Genomic DNA, 15976 nt, shown 5'->3' with positions numbered 1-15976 from the left:
TGTTGCTTTTTTAATGGCTACCCTAATTCTATTTAAATCTAATACCCAGTACCCAGTACCCAGTACCTTTACTCTTGAGGAAACCCCATGAAATTAACAGATATCAGCCGTCAATTGGCGACCGCATTTGCCGCTGTTGGCGTATCAAGCTTAGTCTTAGTCGGCTGTAGCAACTCATCAGCACCAGAAGCGACTGCTGAAGAGCCAGTTACCGAAGGCTCGACTACCGAATCTTCTGCGACAACAGCAGCTAATGATATCGATCCTGATCATACTAAAATCATTATCGGCACTACCGAAGGTGACTTTGCAGACATGGTACGCAACCAAGTCAAAAGTTCACTTGAAGCTCAAGGCTACGAAGTGGAGCTAATCCCTTTTACTGATTATGTCCGCCCAAACCTAGCATTGGCTGATGGCGACCTAGACATCAATATTTTTCAGCATAAGCCATATCTCGACACCTTTAAAAAAGAAAATAATCTCGACTTGGTAGAAGTCTTCCAAGTACCTACTGCCCCACTTGGTCTTTATTCAGGCAAAAAAACCAGCTTGGATGAAGTTTATAAGGGCATGAGTATTTCTGCTCCTAATGACCCAAGCAACTTTGCCCGCGCCTTGGTAATGATGAGTGATTTGGGTTGGATTACCTTAAAAGATGATATCGATCCATTAACAGCTTCGAAAACGGACATCGCTGACAACAGCAAGTACGATATCAAAATCGTTGAGTTAGAAGCCGCCCAGCTACCACGTGCACGTGATGAAGTAGACTTTGCCGTTATTAATGGCAACTACGCGACCGATGCTGGTATCAAGCTGACTGAAGCGCTATTCCAAGAGCCAAGCTTTGCTTATATCAACTGGTCGGCAGTCAAATCTGCTGATGTGGGCAAAAAATGGGTTAAAGACGTTACTAACGCTTATAATTCAGAAGCCTTCAAAAAATATGCGCATGATACTTTCCCAGGCTATAAATATCCAAAAATTTGGGATCCTAAAGCTAGTGCGGCGACCACTACCGATGCAGCAGCTGCAAGCACTGCAACAAAAACTACTGCGCAGTAATTTAAATACCAGTCGCTTTTATTCTAATAGCTAAAATAAAAGCCACCTAGACACTGATAGCGCCAACGAGCTACCAGCGTTAAAGGGTTAGTATTTAGAAGTGTCAATAACGTCTATCATCAATCGATAATAGACGTTTTTTGTTGCCTGTATTTAGTGAAAACTTAGTCCCTTTTAATCCGTAAGATCAATTAATAAATGGGTTCGTGAAGGGTTTTCGTTACTAACAATGATGTTACGGCCTGTGTGTCCTTTGTAGGAAATCGTCACTCACCCTTTTGCTTGATGGTGATTTTTCTTATAGTAGTGGAGTTGAACTGAGTCTTATTATCAGATGCCAGTTCTTTTCATATATTCCATTATATTTATATAATCCATACATTCAACAATCAAACAAACTACTGCACTAATAATAAGGTTAATAATATGAATTCAAAAACCTATAATATTCGCACGGCTGGACAAGCTAATATTCCTGTACTCGGCCTAGGTACTTGGCAGTCAACTGGCCAAGACTGTATTGACGTGGTCAGCCAGGGCCTACAAATGGGCTATGAGCATATTGATACGGCACAAGCCTACGGCAATGAGAAGGAAGTAGGACAAGGTATGAAGCAATCAGGGGTTGCTCGTGACAAATTCTTTTTAACGACTAAGATATTTCCTGATGATTTAAAATTTCAGCCTGAAAAGCTGATTGCTGCTGCCAAGCGTTCGCTAGAAAATCTCGATACTGACTATGTTGACTTGCTGCTATTACACTGGCCTGATGATCGCGTGCCACTGTCTGAAACGATCCCCGCATTATGCGAGCTGCAAAAACAAGGTTTAACCCGCCACATCGGGGTATCTAACTTCAATATTGCGCATATTATTGAAGCAGAAAAGTATGCGGATGTCCCAATCGTGGTTAACCAAGTTGAGTTTCACCCGTTTATTAAACAACAAACGTTACAGACCTTTTTGAATAATCATCATATTTTATTACAAGCCTATTCGCCACTAGCACGTGGTGATGTGTTCGATAATGAAATCATCAAGGAAATTGCTGACAAACACGGTATTACTCCGGCTCAAGTGTCGCTTGCGTGGATCTTGTCAAATAAAGACCGCTTAGCCATTCCAAAAACCGCTAACCCTAAACATCTACAGGGTAATTTAGATGCTATTGATGTGCAATTGAGCGCTGATGAATTGGAAAAAATTAGCAGCCTTGCTCGTAGTGATGGACGAAAAATTGAACATCCTGACTATACGCCTGTATGGGACGATTGACCCTAACGGCATGATTAAAACAGTCTTAGTAGCTATTTGCTAAGCTAGTTACTAAGCTGGCAAATTACTAAGGTATAGTTAAAATAGCTTAAAACGCGACGGTACTGCTGGTATAAGCTTTTTGCAGCCTCTGTCTGTGTAGGCACAGCAAGCAAGAAAAACTTATGCCAGCAGTAGATTATGTATCGATATTACTTTTTATTGACTATATTTGCTAAGCTGGTAAATTACTAAGTTAGTAAATACAAAAACCCCACCGATATGATTGTCGGTGGGGTTTTATTTATTCTTCAACTTGCTAACGGTGATTATTGCTCTAGTATTTTGGTTTCATAAACAGGTTCAGCAGGATTATATTGCTCAGAGCTTGGCGTGGCACCCAGTCGGTTATTTTCTTTTAATGAATTGGCAACTTCTGGCGGCATATACTTTTCATCATGCTTAGCCAACACTTCACCAGCGACAAAAGTTTCACCTTGCATTTTGCCCGTTGCGACAATACCAGAATTCTCAGCAAACAAGTCCGGCAAAATTCCCTGATAGGTCACGGGAACAGTCGATTGAAAATCAGTGATAGCAAACTCGATGCTCAGCGGGTCATCTGGCGCACGCTGCACACTGCCAGCAACCACCATTCCACCAGCGCGTATACGTGTGTCTTGCGGGGCCTCACCTTCGGCAATAGCAGTAGGGTCAAAATAGTAGTCCGTTTTTTGCCCGATGGCATAAAGGATCAGCCCTACTGCGACTACTGCGCCTGCAAACGTAAACAGGACCCACATAAGTTTTTTGCGTCGAACGGCGTTCATACCCCTACCTCATTGATAAGTGATTGCTTTGCAAAACAGAAAAAGAGACTATCAAGGGCCCTTTTTCAGAATAAAATGTTTCAGAATAGATTAAATCGGATGTGCTTGTGATAGCTACATGGTGGCATTTTTTATACAAATCAATACGCCCATTGCATATTGAGTAAACTGAGTGGTACTCATATTAAAATATCCTGTGACCAGAAGAATGAATGCCAGTCTAATAGAGTTTTAACGGTCTTAAAGTCATGCTATGACCTTGGAATACCACTATAACGCGGAAGTTTTATTGCCCTTCTTGGGGACACGCTGAGCTTGTCTTACTTGCTGAATGGTCAGCTCTTTTATCAGTTTTCGTCTCTGCTTGCGGCTATAGCCAACAAAAATCAATACCATACCAACCGCAATTGCCCAGCACGACCAGACGAAAACCCCATGATCACCCATGGCAATAAACTCAGATATGCTATAAAAGTAGGGTTGCATGGCTTTCTCCTATCTGAATAATATTTTCTAACCGTTACTTATTTTGACTACGGATATACTCTTTCACCCACGCTTTGCCTTGATCCCGGTATAAAATCAAAGTATTGGTTCGATAAATAGCCAATGTTGCCACCAGCAGATAACTGCCAATAACCATAAATAGCAACGGCATCCACATATCAGCAGACATTTTTGGCGCTTCAGTCAAGGTAAATGTTGCGCCTTGATGCAAGGTGTTCCACCATTGTACAGAATATTTGATAATCGGTAGATTCACCGCGCCAACAATGCATAAAATAGCCGCTGCTTTACCCCGGTTGGCGGTATGTTCAAATGCGGCAAATAGTGCCATCACGCCGGCATATAAAAACGCCAAAATTAGCATTGAAGTCAGACGCGCATCCCATACCCAGTATGTGCCCCAGGTAGGTTTTGCCCAAATAGAGCCGGTTAGCAGACTAATCACGCACAATAAAAAGCCTATTGGCGCTAATGCTTGGGCAACAAGATTGGCCGTTTTAATTTTCCATACTAGATAAATCACCCCCAATACCGCCAGAGCAAAATAAATAGAAATAGCAAGACTGGCCGCTGGAACATGAATAAATATGATCCGGTAACTATTACCTTGCAAATAGTCAGGTGGCGCAAAAGCCAAACCCCAGACACTACCGATTATTAAGAAAATAGTGGCTAATATCGCCAGCCACTTTACCCAAGGCGCAAAGATACGAAAAAACTGTTTCGTACCGACAGTGACTAAGAAGCCTTGCCAGATACGCTGCCACAGGCTAGGAGATGAGACGTTATTCATATTGGGCATAGAAATGAACCTATTGCACAGCGTATTGGTTATAGCAGATAGACGCACGATTGTCTTATTCACTGGAGCTACTATCCGCGAACCTGCCGGCGTTAAACACTGGATAAAATCTATAAATGACTATTATAGCAAAATTGCCAATCTTCACCACGCTGTTAATGCGAAGCGTTTAAATAGCATAATTAGGTAATTAGTAAAGCTCAATAAATCGTTTTGTTTGCAGCTTCAAGCATTTATTTTAGCTTTATATTTATAAAAATATTATTAAATTATTATTAAAAGTCTAATTTAACCAAGCCATTTTTAAGGTGGTGGCAATGACCCACGGCATGACTAATACTGAAACAATGCTACCCGCTAATAATAACGCTAAAATAGGCAAACCGTTAAGACCTGTGGCAAATAAATCAACCGCGCCAGTCGCAAAAATTAATACTGGCAGTTGCATCGGTAGAGCAATCAGGGGCACAAGTACCGCACCGTTTTTGAGTGATAAGGTCAAGCTACTGGCCATAGCCGATAACATTAGCAACATCGGGCTCCCGGCCACAATAGAAGCCATCAGCACGCCAGTCTCAAGCCAGCTGAGCTGGAACAGAGGCACAGCAAGCAAGCTGAGCACCGCTACAATGCCACTACTAAATACCCAGTGAATAGCCAAACGAATCAGCACCCACAAGGGTAGCGATGCTTTTGCGACTACCAACTGCGCTAACGTACCATTATCAAGTGCTGGTTTAAACAAGTCATCGACGCCCATGACCAAGGATAGTAGAGCGGCAATCCACACCGCCGATACCCCAAGGCGCTGCAGTAATTGTGGTTCACTACCCACCGCTAGCGGGAATAAAGTAATAATGACCAAAAACAGCACCAAGGGATACAACCATTGTATCGCTCCTTGCTGCTTAACCTGCCATTCGCGTCGCCATAATTGTCCAAAGCTAATACTACGGGCAGCCGTATTTATTATGGCAGATTTACTAGCAATATTAGTATCACTAGCAGAACTATCACTAGCGGAACTGTCGTTTGCTACCTGTACTCGGCTGTCGGTCATCATCCGTCCCTTATACCACATAGTCTGACAAATCGAGCACTTGATTGACAACGGCCACTGACTGATGACTGGTCATCACTATCGCCCCACCCATACTGGCAAACTCGCGCAATCGAGTTTCCATTCGCGCCACCATATCAACGTCAAGCGCGGTAAACGGCTCGTCAAGTAACCACAATGGGGTCAACTGCGGGGTTAACAAATATAGGCGAGCAAGGGTAATCCGGCGCGTTTGACCCGCAGACAGATGACTTGAGCTGATGGTTTCAAAACCTTGCAACCCTACCCATGCCAACGCCTGATCGATATCATCATCATTGGGTGTGATACCATATAAATTCAGCAAAAATATCAGGTTCTGTGCTACCGTTAGACTCGGATGTATGCCCAGCTGATGCGAGACATATAATGGCTGGATGGGTAAACCTATTGTCCCTTGATAATAAACTGCACCAGTTGTTATTGGCAATAATCCCGCAAGTTGCATGAGCAACGTAGTCTTGCCCGTACCGTTCGCCCCAATTAAGTGGCAAATGCTACCAGCCGATAAGCTCAGTACTACCGCTTCACAGAGCGGTATTTCACCGCGCTGAACAGTCAGCTGGTCAAATTTTAGCATGGGTATAGACAAGGACGGCGCGGTCATCAAAACCTCTTATTATTGACTGAGCAGGCGGTAAATATCCACCAGAAACCCATATTGCGTTCGTGGCATAATACGCGATGCTCACTACGACATCACAGTATAACAAATTGTCGATTGTCATTATCTTAAAACAGAAGCAGACTTCAAAAAATATGCAAAAATCAAAAGACAGTCAACACTCAAAAGATGCCCAAAGCTCAGCGTCTGGTTCAGACTCTGCTATTACTGACCTATCAGCGACCTCCTCAGGCGCCGCATTGACAACAGACGGTTTAATTGAGGCTCAACTGATGTTCATGCAACACTGGTTACGCCAACAAGCTGAGCCTCTTGCTAATGAAGCATGGCAATGGTTAGGAGAGCAAGCACTCAGTCAGTATGTCAGTTGCGATGACTTGCAATACTTGCTTAATGACTGGTTACTGAGCCAGCCAATGAGCGAGGCCATGCGCACTGATATTCGTGATATTTTGCATACCCTCATTTATCATCCGATCAACGATAATATTCCCCTATCTGAGATTATTGACGACACGCAAGTTGAGACTATTACTAGCTATATGGGCAGTCACGAGCAGCAACGCAATCTTCTGATTCATAGTTTGATTGGCAACGATGCTTTCGCTGATTTATTAACTCAAACCCTTTATCACGCTATTAATGACTTTATGGAGAGCACGCTCGATAAAGCGGGCGGGGTAGGTAAATTAATGAAGCTTGGCCGCAGCTCTTTTGAAAAGGCTACCAATAAAAACCTCGATGACAAATTGCAGACTTACTTGCGACGTAATATCAAGGACCTCACCCATCGCGCAGAAGCCAATGCACAAGCCCACTTATCTAATGAAGAAGTCGCCCGTCTACTAGTGACTGGCTGGGCCGGTATCAAGGATCAACCGATTAGCCATCTACAAACGTACTTGAACGACGAGCCTGGCGATAGTAGCATCACTCATATCGAAGCCAGTGCGCAACAAAGTTATAACCGTTTGCGCGTATCACCTTATGTTCACAGCTTAGTGACTGCTGCCGTAGAAACCTGGTATGGCAACCATCAGTCTGATACCATCGCTACTGTCGCAGCGGGCTTAAATATCAGTGAGCAGGCCATGGCCCAATTGAGTACTGCCCTACTTCCTATTGCCCATGATGCCATCGATAGTCCATGGTTGGCCGCTCATATCCGCGAGATGTTAGAGACTTTTTATAACCAGCCTCATATTAAAGCAGGTTTGACTGTTAATAACCTCTAGTTGGCTAAACGCTCGCTTATTTATTTAGTAATAGCGTTTTAATATTTTCTATTTATCAGTTACCATAATCCTTATGAATAACAATAATAAACCCAGTCTATGGCAAAAAATTAAGCGGCTGCTGACCCCATCGGTAGCGCTTTCTGCTGCTGCAAAAACGCCGCAAGCTCATCGTGATAGCAAGCAGCCTAGTATTAAACACACTGGCAATGATTTTGATGCTCATCCTAGTGAAACTAGTAAGAATAACGCTCAGAATGCCAAACCTGAAGCCTTTATCGATAAAGGGCCTGTCAATAAAGCACCTATTAATAAAGCGCCTATCAATAAATCACCTATCAGTAAGGTCTCTATTAATGAAACCTCTATTAATAAGGGGACTATTAGTAAAGCGAATGATAAGGCGAACCCTGATAATGACGATGCACCAGCTACTAATTATCTAAAACGATATCTGCACGACAAACAATGGCACTATACCTATTATCGACCAAGGGTCAGCGATAGCCAGCAGACGCGCCACTTATCACTACGTATGAAACATAAACAACTGGACTGTGGCTATCTGTTTCGTATTCAAGAAGACAATGGCTTGTTAGCGCTGTATGGTATTTTACCGTTTTTGATCCCAGAAAGTCACCAAAGCGCAGCAATGCTCCTTATTGCTCAGATAAACTATGACATGCTGATTGGAAATTTGGAGATGGATGTCAATGATGGTGAAATACGCTATAAAAACGCCATTGATATTAGAGCTGTCGGTATGGACGACCCTATCATTGAGCATTTATTGCAAAGCGTGATTGCGATGACTACCGTGGCCTATGAGTTATTTAGTGACCTCATAAATACCCAAGATCCTGCACAAGATATGCCGACCTTACTCGGTGAGCTGCGTCAACAAGCTGATGATCGGACCTTCTTTTTACCGACCCAATTCGTTCAGTAAACCACATCAAAATATATCAACAAGCAACCTTTACTACTTTTACTAACATAGCCTTTTTAGGCGCGGTCAACACTATGCTAAAAATTGCCTACTCTGATATTTTTCGTTACTCGGTACCGGAAAAACATCGCTTCCCGATGCAAAAATACACCATGATTCCTGAGCGTCTATTGGCTGAAGGCACCATAAGCAGTGCTAACTTTTTTGCGCCATCACAACTAACCGAAGAAGAAATTCTAACCACGCATACTGCCGAATACTGGCACAAACTTAAAACCCAGACCTTGACCCCAAAAGAAGCACGTCCGATTGGCTTTGAGATGACCCCAATATTGGTTGATCGTGGTCGCTACATCGCCCACGCGACTTATGAGTGTGCCTTATACGCCCAGCAATATGGGGTAGCGATGAATATCGCTGGTGGCACACATCATGCGTTTGCCGATCATGGCGAAGGTTTTTGTGTGTTTAACGATGTCTGTATCGCCAGCAATTTGCTGCTGTCACGCGGACAAGCACAAAAGATTTTGGTGGTCGATTTAGATGTGCATCAAGGTAATGGCAATGCCAGTATTATGGCAGCTGAACCAAGGGTGTTTGTATTTAGTATGCATGGTGCAAAAAACTACCCTTTTCGTAAGGAAGTGTCTGACCTTGATATTGAGCTGGCGACTGATACGGGTGATGCAGAATATTTACAGATTTTAGCAGACACCTTACCGCGCTTAATTAATGAAGTCGCACCCGATATCATTTTTTATCAATCCGCGGTAGATGTATTAGCGACTGACAAACTAGGAAAGCTGGCAATGTCGCAAGAAGGCTGTAAGGCGCGCGATGAGTATGTCTTAAGACAAGCACAAGCGGCGAATATTCCAGTGGCAATTGTGATGGGTGGTGGTTATTCAGAGAATATCGAAGATGTGGTTGAAGCGCACTGTAATACCTTTCGGCTTGCCCAGCAGATATTTTTTAATCTAGCGATTTGATCTGTAATACATCATTGGAAATTAAGGCTATTTTTGTTCATAGCAATGAATATCTATGACTCACGCTTTTAACTGTCATAGTTTTATAAATATTCTGCTGTTATGACTGCCCTAATTCTATAACTACAATAGCCCCATAAATCCTTGCCAACCAACACGCAGGCCAAGCAAGGTTAAAATCAGTAAAATAAGCTGACGGAAGCGCGCTGGTGGCAGATAGCGTCGTAAACGAATACCAACTAATAACGCGACCACAGATATTCCACTTAATAGCGCAATCAATTGCCACTCGACATTACTGAGTGCCATGATGGGCTCACGCAAGACGATAATTTGTGCTATTTTCCCTAATAGATAACACATGTTACCGACTTTAGCGAGGGTGTTCTTATCATCGCTAGCAGACAATAGGTACATCATTAAGACTGTTGACATGGCATTGGTCGAACCACCAATAATGCCTGCACTGACCCCAACAATGATCAATACTGGCTTGGTATTGGGTAGACGAATTTGCTTGCCAAGTACCGCTGTTGCTACATAAAAAGCAATCACCGCGGCCAGTAACAATAGAATATAAGCGCTATCCACCCATAGCAATAACTTTGCACCCAAAATACTGCCCAGCAAACTGGTCAATGCCAATAACCAATAACGCCTGCCATAATAAGTAAAATTCTGCCAAATGCTACGCCCACCGCCAGTTAACCACGTCATCGCATTAAGTAATAATGACGGGAAAATCACCAGTACAATGGCGTGAGGTAATGGGTAAATACTGGCAAGCGCAGTAGTAGTTACCAAAGTCACACCCAGACCACTAATCCCATGTAATAGTGAGGCGAACGCGAAAATGACTAGTAGTAGCAATGTCTGGGTATCGTCGCTATAGGTCATGATATTTGCAGCTTAACATTTGGTATGTCATATTTATCATCGATTGCTGACTGCTAATATTAGGGTCATTGCCAATATGGCTTGTACCAGGGCGTATCCTCATACAGCATTAACTATCTTGGCGCTGCCATAACGTTTCGCCAATAATAGTTGCTAATTGTTGCGCAATCTTATTCTTACTGGTTTTCTCTAGCACTACTGAATCGTGTTCATAGCACTTAGCGAAGAATATTTGCATCGCATTGTCATCACTAGCAAAACCAATGTCCGCACGCGATACATCATTACAAGCAATCATGTCTAAGTCTTTTGTAATCAATTTTTCGCGGGCGTAATGCTCAACATCTTGGGTTTCTGCGGCAAAGCCCACTACGAACAGATCTGGATGCGCCAGAGAGACAGTTGCTAAAATATCTGGATTTTTTACCAAATCAAGCGACATAGTATCTTGAGTTTTTTTGATTTTTTGCGGTGCGGCCTGTTCAGTACGGTAATCGGCAACAGCAGCGGTAGCGATAAAGACATCAGCTGAGCGTATGCCTCTATAGTTTTCTAAGTGTTCGTCCGGCTCGCTATGATCGTCACTGCAGTCGCAGCCACCATGTTCATGATGCACGTGATGCACATGATCGTGCGACTCAGATGCAGAATGCTGATGCTCTTCAACCATCATAGTCGCTATAGCAGGATGAGTACCCGCTACACATTGCTGGGCAACGATTAGCATATCTTTGGCAGACAATACATTAATACGGGTGACATTCAGCGGGGTCGACAGTGATACCTTACCGCCCGCAATCAAGATGACTTCTGCGCCAGCCTCAACGCAGGCACGAGCTAGAGCAAAACCCATTTTTCCTGAAGAATGATTGGACAAATAGCGTACTGGATCAATTGCTTCAATAGTTGGACCGGCGGTGATCACTACCCTTTTTCCCGCTAGTAATTGCGGAATTGTGTGCTGCGCGCTAAATAAGCTTATTTCGGCCAATAGTTGCTCAGGTTCGGGAAGTCGTCCTGCGCCTACATCACCGCAAGCTTGCTCGCCACTTGCCGGCATAATAATTTGATAATTCATATCGCGTAGGGTTTGTACATTGAGCGTGACTGCTGGATGTGCCCACATTTGCTGATTCATCGCTGGGGCAATGATGACCGGCGCTGTAGTAGCTAAACATACCGTTGTTAAGAGGTCGTCCGCCATACCCATGGCTAGCCGTGCTAAGGTATTGGCTGACGCTGGCGCAATGACCACCAAGTCTGCCCACTTGGCCAGTTCGATATGACCCATACCCGCTTCGGCATGCTCATCAAGTAAGGACGTATGTACCTCGTTACCTGACAATGCTTGCAACGTTAACGGGGTAATAAACGCTTGAGCGCCGGTAGTCATAATGACTCGCACCTCGAACCCAGCTTTGACTAACAAACGAGTGAAAATAGCAGATTTATATGCGGCGATACCGCCAGTAATAGCAAGCACAATATTTGACATAAGCGGGGGCATCAATAACAAAAAGGAGATAAAAATTGCTCTCATAGTAACAACTATGAGATAAATTGTGTAAATTTTTCAGTATCTATCCGTAATAGACCTACTTTGGAGGAATCATAATGGCCATTAAAGACTGGCACGAAGATGACCGACCACGTGAAAAACTACTAAAATTTGGGGCGACTCACCTCTCTGATGCTGAAATTTTAGCGATATTTTTACGTACCGGTACCCAAGCACAATCTGCTATCGAGCTTGCTCGGCATCTGATTACCGAGTTTGGTAGTCTGGCTGAATTATTGGCTGCGCCTCAAGAAGTGGTGCTTGCTTGTCACGGTATCGGTCCTGCCAAATATGCGCAGATGTTAGCGTCGCTTGAGATGGGCACACGCTATCTAGACAGTAAGCTCAAAACCGGCCAGGCTTTGGGACGCTCACAAGTGGTCAAAGACTATATCAGCACTCAATTGCGTGGTGAACCACGTGAGGTCTTTGCCGTACTGTGCTTAGACAATGCGCTGAACCTGCTTAACTTTGAGATTTTATTTACTGGGGGTATATCGTCCTGTTCAGTTTGTATTAAGCATGTGTTACGGCATGCCATAAGCCACGCTGCCAGCCAGTTGATTATCGCCCATAACCACCCGCATACCGATTCACAACCATCAACCGCAGATAACTTATTGACCTATGAGCTAAAAAAAGCTTGTGATTTACTCGATTTATCACTGGTTGATCATATTATCGTTGGACGTAACGATACGCTCTCTTATGCAGAAAAATGCTTGGCACCTTTTGATTAATGGTGTGCGCCATCGTTACTGATACATATTATCGACACAGCGTAGCACTTTCACTCTTGATAGTTATCGAGACTCATTCCATATTAGTAGGTAGTTTTACGTCGGTAGTCCATAGCAAAATTTAAGTATACTGACTGATTCTTATCCTAATTTAGCTTACTATTAAACTTATTACCAAAAGGTGACGAGTAGCTTCAGTTTTTGTACCTCTACTCAAAATACTACGTTATTATTTGAATGTTGTTCTTTATAAAATATTTATAGATTGCTATAAGCTTAGTTCTCAGCATCTGTTGATTTGCATTGAAATTTCTTTATTCACGTTTTTTAAGGAGACAGTCATGACGATTGGCTTATTTATTTTAGCAATACTCATCCAGTTAGCCGTCGTCTTGGCCATTTTTTTAATGTCGTTATCACGAGTTAACGGTAGCATCGTTGCTATTATTACGGTGATAGTGACTGCCATCATTAGTCCTTGGTCGCTGATCTTAGGTATCCCATTAGCCCTGTTGTGCTTGGTGTTACTCATCGCACCTATTCGCCAGGCACTAATCACTAAACCCGTGTATAAGGCCTTAGGTAGCGCAATGCCCAGTATGAGCGACACTGAACGCGAAGCGTTGGATGCCGGTACCAGCTGGTGGGAAAAAGAGCTGTTTATGGGGGCGCCTAACTGGGATACCTTTGCCAATTATCCTTATCCGCAGCTGTCAGAGGAAGAACAGAGCTTCATTGATAATGAAGTTGAAGAGTTGTGCGCGATGCTTGATGAATGGAAAATTCATCATGAAGACCAAGATCTGTCACCCCAAGCATGGCGCTTCATCAAGGACAAAGGCTTTTTGGGTTTAATTATTCCAAAGGAATATGGCGGCCTACAATTTACCTCTTATGCGCAAAGTCGGGTCATGAGCAAGATTGCTTCACGCTCACCAACTGCAGCTGTCAGCTGTATGGTACCGAACTCGCTCGGCCCTGGTGAGCTGCTCATGCATTACGGCACCGAGGCACAAAAGCAGCACTGGTTACCTGGGCTTGCCAAAGGGGATGAGATACCTTGCTTTGGCTTAACGGGTCCTGAAGCAGGTTCAGATGCTGGCGCTATCCCAGATACTGGGGTGGTCTGTTATGGCATACATGATGGCGAGCAGACGCTTGGGCTACGAATGAACTTTTCTAAGCGCTGGATTACCTTGGCCCCTATCGCTACAGTGGTGGGATTGGCATTTAAGATGTATGACCCAGAAGGCCTACTTGGTGATACTAATAAAGTCGACTATGGTATTACTTGTGCCTTGGTACCGGCCAATCATGACGGGGTCATTATAGGACCACGACATTACCCCAGTGGTTCGCCGTTTATGAACGGTACAGTCGACGGCAAGGATGTGTTTATTCCGCTAGATTATATTATTGGCGGCGTTGAAAATGCCGGTCGTGGCTGGCGCATGTTGATGGAATGTCTGGGCGTTGGTCGCGGTATTTCATTACCTGCGTTATCAACCTCAGCCGGGGGTATGACTTATTTATCAGTAGGTGCATTTGCTAAAGTTCGCGAGCAATTCAAGATCTCAGTCGGTAAGTTTGAAGGCGTACAAGATGCCACTAGCCGCATTGCTAGCCAGACTTATATGCTTGAAGCCTTTCGTCATCTGGTCACTTGCGGACTGAACCAAGGTGGTACGCCATCAGTCATGACTGCTATGGCTAAATATTACGCCACCGAAACCATGCGCGACTTGGTTAATGACGGTATGGATGTGGTTGGCGGTCGCGCGATTCAAATGGGTCCACGTAACTTTTTGGCGATTCCCTATCAAGCTATTCCAGTTTCAATCACGGTTGAAGGCGCCAATATCTTAACCCGTTCCTTGATGATATTCGGTCAAGGCGCCATGCGTTGTCACCCGTATCTATTCGATGAGTTACAGTTATTACAAAGTGAAGATAAAGCTGGCGCACTGAAAGAGTTTGATGTTTTATTCTTTAAACATCTAGGCTACACCTTCAATCGTGGTGCCAAGGCCTTTATCGCAGGTTATGTCGGTGGTAGCAGTGATGCCCCAAGCTTTGCTGATACTTTCACCCTACCTTACTACAAACATATCAACCGTCTAAGTGCCAGCTTTGCCCTCACTGCCGATATGGCATTAGGCTTACTGGCCGGAGATTTAAAACGTAAGGAAATGCTCTCTGGTCGCTTGGCTGATATTCATAGCCACTTATTCATCGCTACTGCTGTACTACAATTTTATCAACATGGTAGTAAATCAGCAGCCGAACGTTTACATGCCGAGGTTGCGCTACAAGATAGCCTTTACACTGTACAAGAAGCTTTTATGTCGCTGTTTGCTAACTTCCCTAATCGGATGGCCGCCAACGTGGTTAGCTTTGTCACCTTTCCAAGTGGACGTATCTTTACCCCAGCCAGTGACGAGCTTAAGTGCAAATTGGGTGATGTCTTTATGGATGATTTTGAAGCCAATCCATTCCGCGATTACCTCAAAACTATGGTCTACTACAATACCGAGCCCGATGACAGTACTGGACGTATGGAGCACGCTTATCAAACCTTGCTTGCGGTTGAACCCTTATGGCAAAAGTTTAAAAAGGCCGAGCATAAAGGTAGTTTTGAAGGCTTAACCTTTGAAGACCACGTGGTGCATGCCAGCCAAAGCGGCGATATTACCGAAGAAGAAGCCGAACAGCTGATCAAGTACAATGCGCTACGTTTTGATTCGTTATTGACCGATGTGTTCGACGAGCATTTACTGCAAGCTCAAGAGCGTATCAATCCGCACAGTTTGGAGAATGCTGTCCATAAACTGACTGACTATGCACAAATCAAGCATGACGCCCAAGCTAGAGACGACACACTAGCTAAAGACGATAGGTTAACTGACAATGGAGAGACTGCCGCAGGAATTCATGAGCAAACTGGCGATGCCAATCCTGACCATGGCTACCAAACTGATGGTGACGTCAAAATGGTCGATGAGCAGCACACAACAGCAGAAATCAAAGCCCAAACCGATTTTTCTGCGGTCAGTCCAGAGGCAAAAGCACTGAATCCTCGCCACCGGGATGCTGAATCAACATTGAGCGAACGTATGAGTTACAACCATAGTCTTCGCACCCATGGTTCTGATGAGTTAAAAACTTCGGACTCGAACGCTATAGCGGATATCATGACAGAGGGTAAACCAGACAAAAGCTTGTCTGATAGCGCTAAGTTGAAAGATGGAATACGCCGTGAAGAAGATGATAAGGCATAAGACTTGACTGTTCTTATAGTTATAGGCTTCCCAAAACGTCGCCTTTGATAGTTTTATAGGCTTAACAACGGTTAGTGTAGAACTAAAAGCAAGATTGCCCAATAGCGGCAGTCTTGCTTTTTTTATGGCTGGTTTTTCTTTCTAT

Annotated in this window: 14 protein-coding genes; 7 read left to right on the top strand and 7 right to left on the bottom strand. The window is 43.9% G+C overall.

What is annotated here, in order from left to right:
• Positions 1 to 87: 87 nt before the first annotated feature.
• Positions 88 to 1068: a MetQ/NlpA family ABC transporter substrate-binding protein gene (locus H4W00_RS04380; protein WP_209956406.1), complete on the top strand. Its 981-nt coding sequence runs from the start codon at positions 88 to 90 to the stop codon at positions 1066 to 1068.
• A 426-nt stretch (positions 1069 to 1494) separates the two neighbouring features.
• Entirely contained in the window at positions 1495 to 2343 is an 849-nt protein-coding gene (locus H4W00_RS04375) for an aldo/keto reductase (RefSeq protein WP_209956405.1), read from the top strand.
• Positions 2344 to 2651: 308 nt separating this feature from the next.
• On the opposite strand, the gene ccmE is transcribed toward H4W00_RS04375, so the two are convergent.
• From ccmE to ccmA, 5 genes are all read right to left on the bottom strand, one after another.
• Positions 2652 to 3152, bottom strand: a complete 501-nt coding sequence (gene ccmE, locus H4W00_RS04370; protein ID WP_209956404.1) for a cytochrome c maturation protein CcmE — start codon at positions 3150 to 3152, stop codon at positions 2652 to 2654.
• A 270-nt stretch (positions 3153 to 3422) separates the two neighbouring features.
• A complete protein-coding gene (ccmD, locus tag H4W00_RS04365) occupies positions 3423 to 3638 on the bottom strand; it encodes a heme exporter protein CcmD (protein WP_209956403.1) in 216 nt (71 codons plus the stop codon).
• Between the two features lie 34 nt (positions 3639 to 3672).
• The gene (locus H4W00_RS04360; RefSeq protein ID WP_209956402.1) at positions 3673 to 4461 is read right to left on the bottom strand and encodes a heme ABC transporter permease; all 789 of its coding nucleotides are present in this window, start codon (positions 4459 to 4461) and stop codon (positions 3673 to 3675) included.
• A gap of 283 nt (positions 4462 to 4744) precedes the next feature.
• Entirely contained in the window at positions 4745 to 5521 is a 777-nt protein-coding gene (locus H4W00_RS04355) for a heme exporter protein CcmB (RefSeq protein WP_442966430.1), read from the bottom strand.
• Between the two features lie 10 nt (positions 5522 to 5531).
• Positions 5532 to 6167, bottom strand: coding sequence for a heme ABC exporter ATP-binding protein CcmA (ccmA, locus tag H4W00_RS04350; RefSeq protein ID WP_209956401.1), 636 nt, complete (start codon positions 6165 to 6167; stop codon positions 5532 to 5534).
• Positions 6168 to 6319: 152 nt separating this feature from the next.
• Here ccmA and H4W00_RS04345 point away from each other — a divergent pair, with 152 nt between their 5' ends.
• From H4W00_RS04345 to H4W00_RS04335, 3 genes are all read left to right on the top strand, one after another.
• Positions 6320 to 7420: a hypothetical protein gene (locus H4W00_RS04345; protein ID WP_334684869.1), complete on the top strand. Its 1101-nt coding sequence runs from the start codon at positions 6320 to 6322 to the stop codon at positions 7418 to 7420.
• 73 nt (positions 7421 to 7493) lie between these two features.
• On the top strand, positions 7494 to 8369 hold the full coding sequence (locus tag H4W00_RS04340; RefSeq protein ID WP_209956400.1) for a YbjN domain-containing protein: 876 nt from the start codon (positions 7494 to 7496) through the stop codon (positions 8367 to 8369).
• A gap of 74 nt (positions 8370 to 8443) precedes the next feature.
• Complete coding sequence (locus tag H4W00_RS04335; protein ID WP_209956399.1) at positions 8444 to 9358, top strand: histone deacetylase family protein; 915 nt, start codon at positions 8444 to 8446, stop codon at positions 9356 to 9358.
• A 123-nt stretch (positions 9359 to 9481) separates the two neighbouring features.
• Here H4W00_RS04335 and H4W00_RS04330 read toward each other — a convergent pair whose 3' ends face one another.
• Positions 9482 to 10255, bottom strand: coding sequence for a TSUP family transporter (locus H4W00_RS04330; protein WP_209956398.1), 774 nt, complete (start codon positions 10253 to 10255; stop codon positions 9482 to 9484).
• Positions 10256 to 10364: 109 nt separating this feature from the next.
• Positions 10365 to 11750 (bottom strand): bifunctional phosphopantothenoylcysteine decarboxylase/phosphopantothenate--cysteine ligase CoaBC, encoded by a 1386-nt coding sequence (coaBC, locus tag H4W00_RS04325; RefSeq protein ID WP_209956397.1) that lies wholly within the window; start codon positions 11748 to 11750, stop codon positions 10365 to 10367.
• A 119-nt stretch (positions 11751 to 11869) separates the two neighbouring features.
• Here coaBC and radC point away from each other — a divergent pair, with 119 nt between their 5' ends.
• Together radC and H4W00_RS04315 are read left to right on the top strand one after the other, a co-directional pair.
• Positions 11870 to 12553, top strand: a complete 684-nt coding sequence (gene radC, locus H4W00_RS04320) for a RadC family protein (protein WP_209956396.1) — start codon at positions 11870 to 11872, stop codon at positions 12551 to 12553.
• Positions 12554 to 12894: 341 nt separating this feature from the next.
• Positions 12895 to 15831 (top strand): acyl-CoA dehydrogenase, encoded by a 2937-nt coding sequence (locus H4W00_RS04315; RefSeq protein ID WP_209956395.1) that lies wholly within the window; start codon positions 12895 to 12897, stop codon positions 15829 to 15831.
• Positions 15832 to 15976: the final 145 nt, after the last annotated feature.

The organism is Psychrobacter sp. PL19 (assembly GCF_017875835.1).
GTDB lineage: Bacteria > Pseudomonadota > Gammaproteobacteria > Pseudomonadales > Moraxellaceae > Psychrobacter.
This window is presented reverse-complemented; position numbering and strand designations above follow the sequence as displayed.

What these genes read in the sequence shown, in the direction of transcription:
- H4W00_RS04315 (WP_209956395.1), top strand. Translation starts at nt 12,895, where the DNA reads ATGACGATTGGCTTATTTATTTTAGCAATACTCATCCAGTTAGCCGTC.
- radC (WP_209956396.1), top strand. Translation starts at nt 11,870, where the DNA reads ATGGCCATTAAAGACTGGCACGAAGATGACCGACCACGTGAAAAACTA.
- H4W00_RS04375 (WP_209956405.1), top strand. Translation starts at nt 1,495, where the DNA reads ATGAATTCAAAAACCTATAATATTCGCACGGCTGGACAAGCTAATATT.
- coaBC (WP_209956397.1), bottom strand. Translation starts at nt 11,750, where the DNA reads ATGTCAAATATTGTGCTTGCTATTACTGGCGGTATCGCCGCATATAAA.
- H4W00_RS04380 (WP_209956406.1), top strand. Translation starts at nt 88, where the DNA reads ATGAAATTAACAGATATCAGCCGTCAATTGGCGACCGCATTTGCCGCT.
- ccmA (WP_209956401.1), bottom strand. Translation starts at nt 6,167, where the DNA reads ATGACCGCGCCGTCCTTGTCTATACCCATGCTAAAATTTGACCAGCTG.
- ccmD (WP_209956403.1), bottom strand. Translation starts at nt 3,638, where the DNA reads ATGCAACCCTACTTTTATAGCATATCTGAGTTTATTGCCATGGGTGAT.
- ccmE (WP_209956404.1), bottom strand. Translation starts at nt 3,152, where the DNA reads ATGAACGCCGTTCGACGCAAAAAACTTATGTGGGTCCTGTTTACGTTT.
- H4W00_RS04340 (WP_209956400.1), top strand. Translation starts at nt 7,494, where the DNA reads ATGAATAACAATAATAAACCCAGTCTATGGCAAAAAATTAAGCGGCTG.
- H4W00_RS04330 (WP_209956398.1), bottom strand. Translation starts at nt 10,255, where the DNA reads ATGACCTATAGCGACGATACCCAGACATTGCTACTACTAGTCATTTTC.
- H4W00_RS04360 (WP_209956402.1), bottom strand. Translation starts at nt 4,461, where the DNA reads ATGCCCAATATGAATAACGTCTCATCTCCTAGCCTGTGGCAGCGTATC.
- H4W00_RS04355 (WP_442966430.1), bottom strand. Translation starts at nt 5,521, where the DNA reads ATGACCGACAGCCGAGTACAGGTAGCAAACGACAGTTCCGCTAGTGAT.
- H4W00_RS04335 (WP_209956399.1), top strand. Translation starts at nt 8,444, where the DNA reads ATGCTAAAAATTGCCTACTCTGATATTTTTCGTTACTCGGTACCGGAA.
- H4W00_RS04345 (WP_334684869.1), top strand. Translation starts at nt 6,320, where the DNA reads ATGCAAAAATCAAAAGACAGTCAACACTCAAAAGATGCCCAAAGCTCA.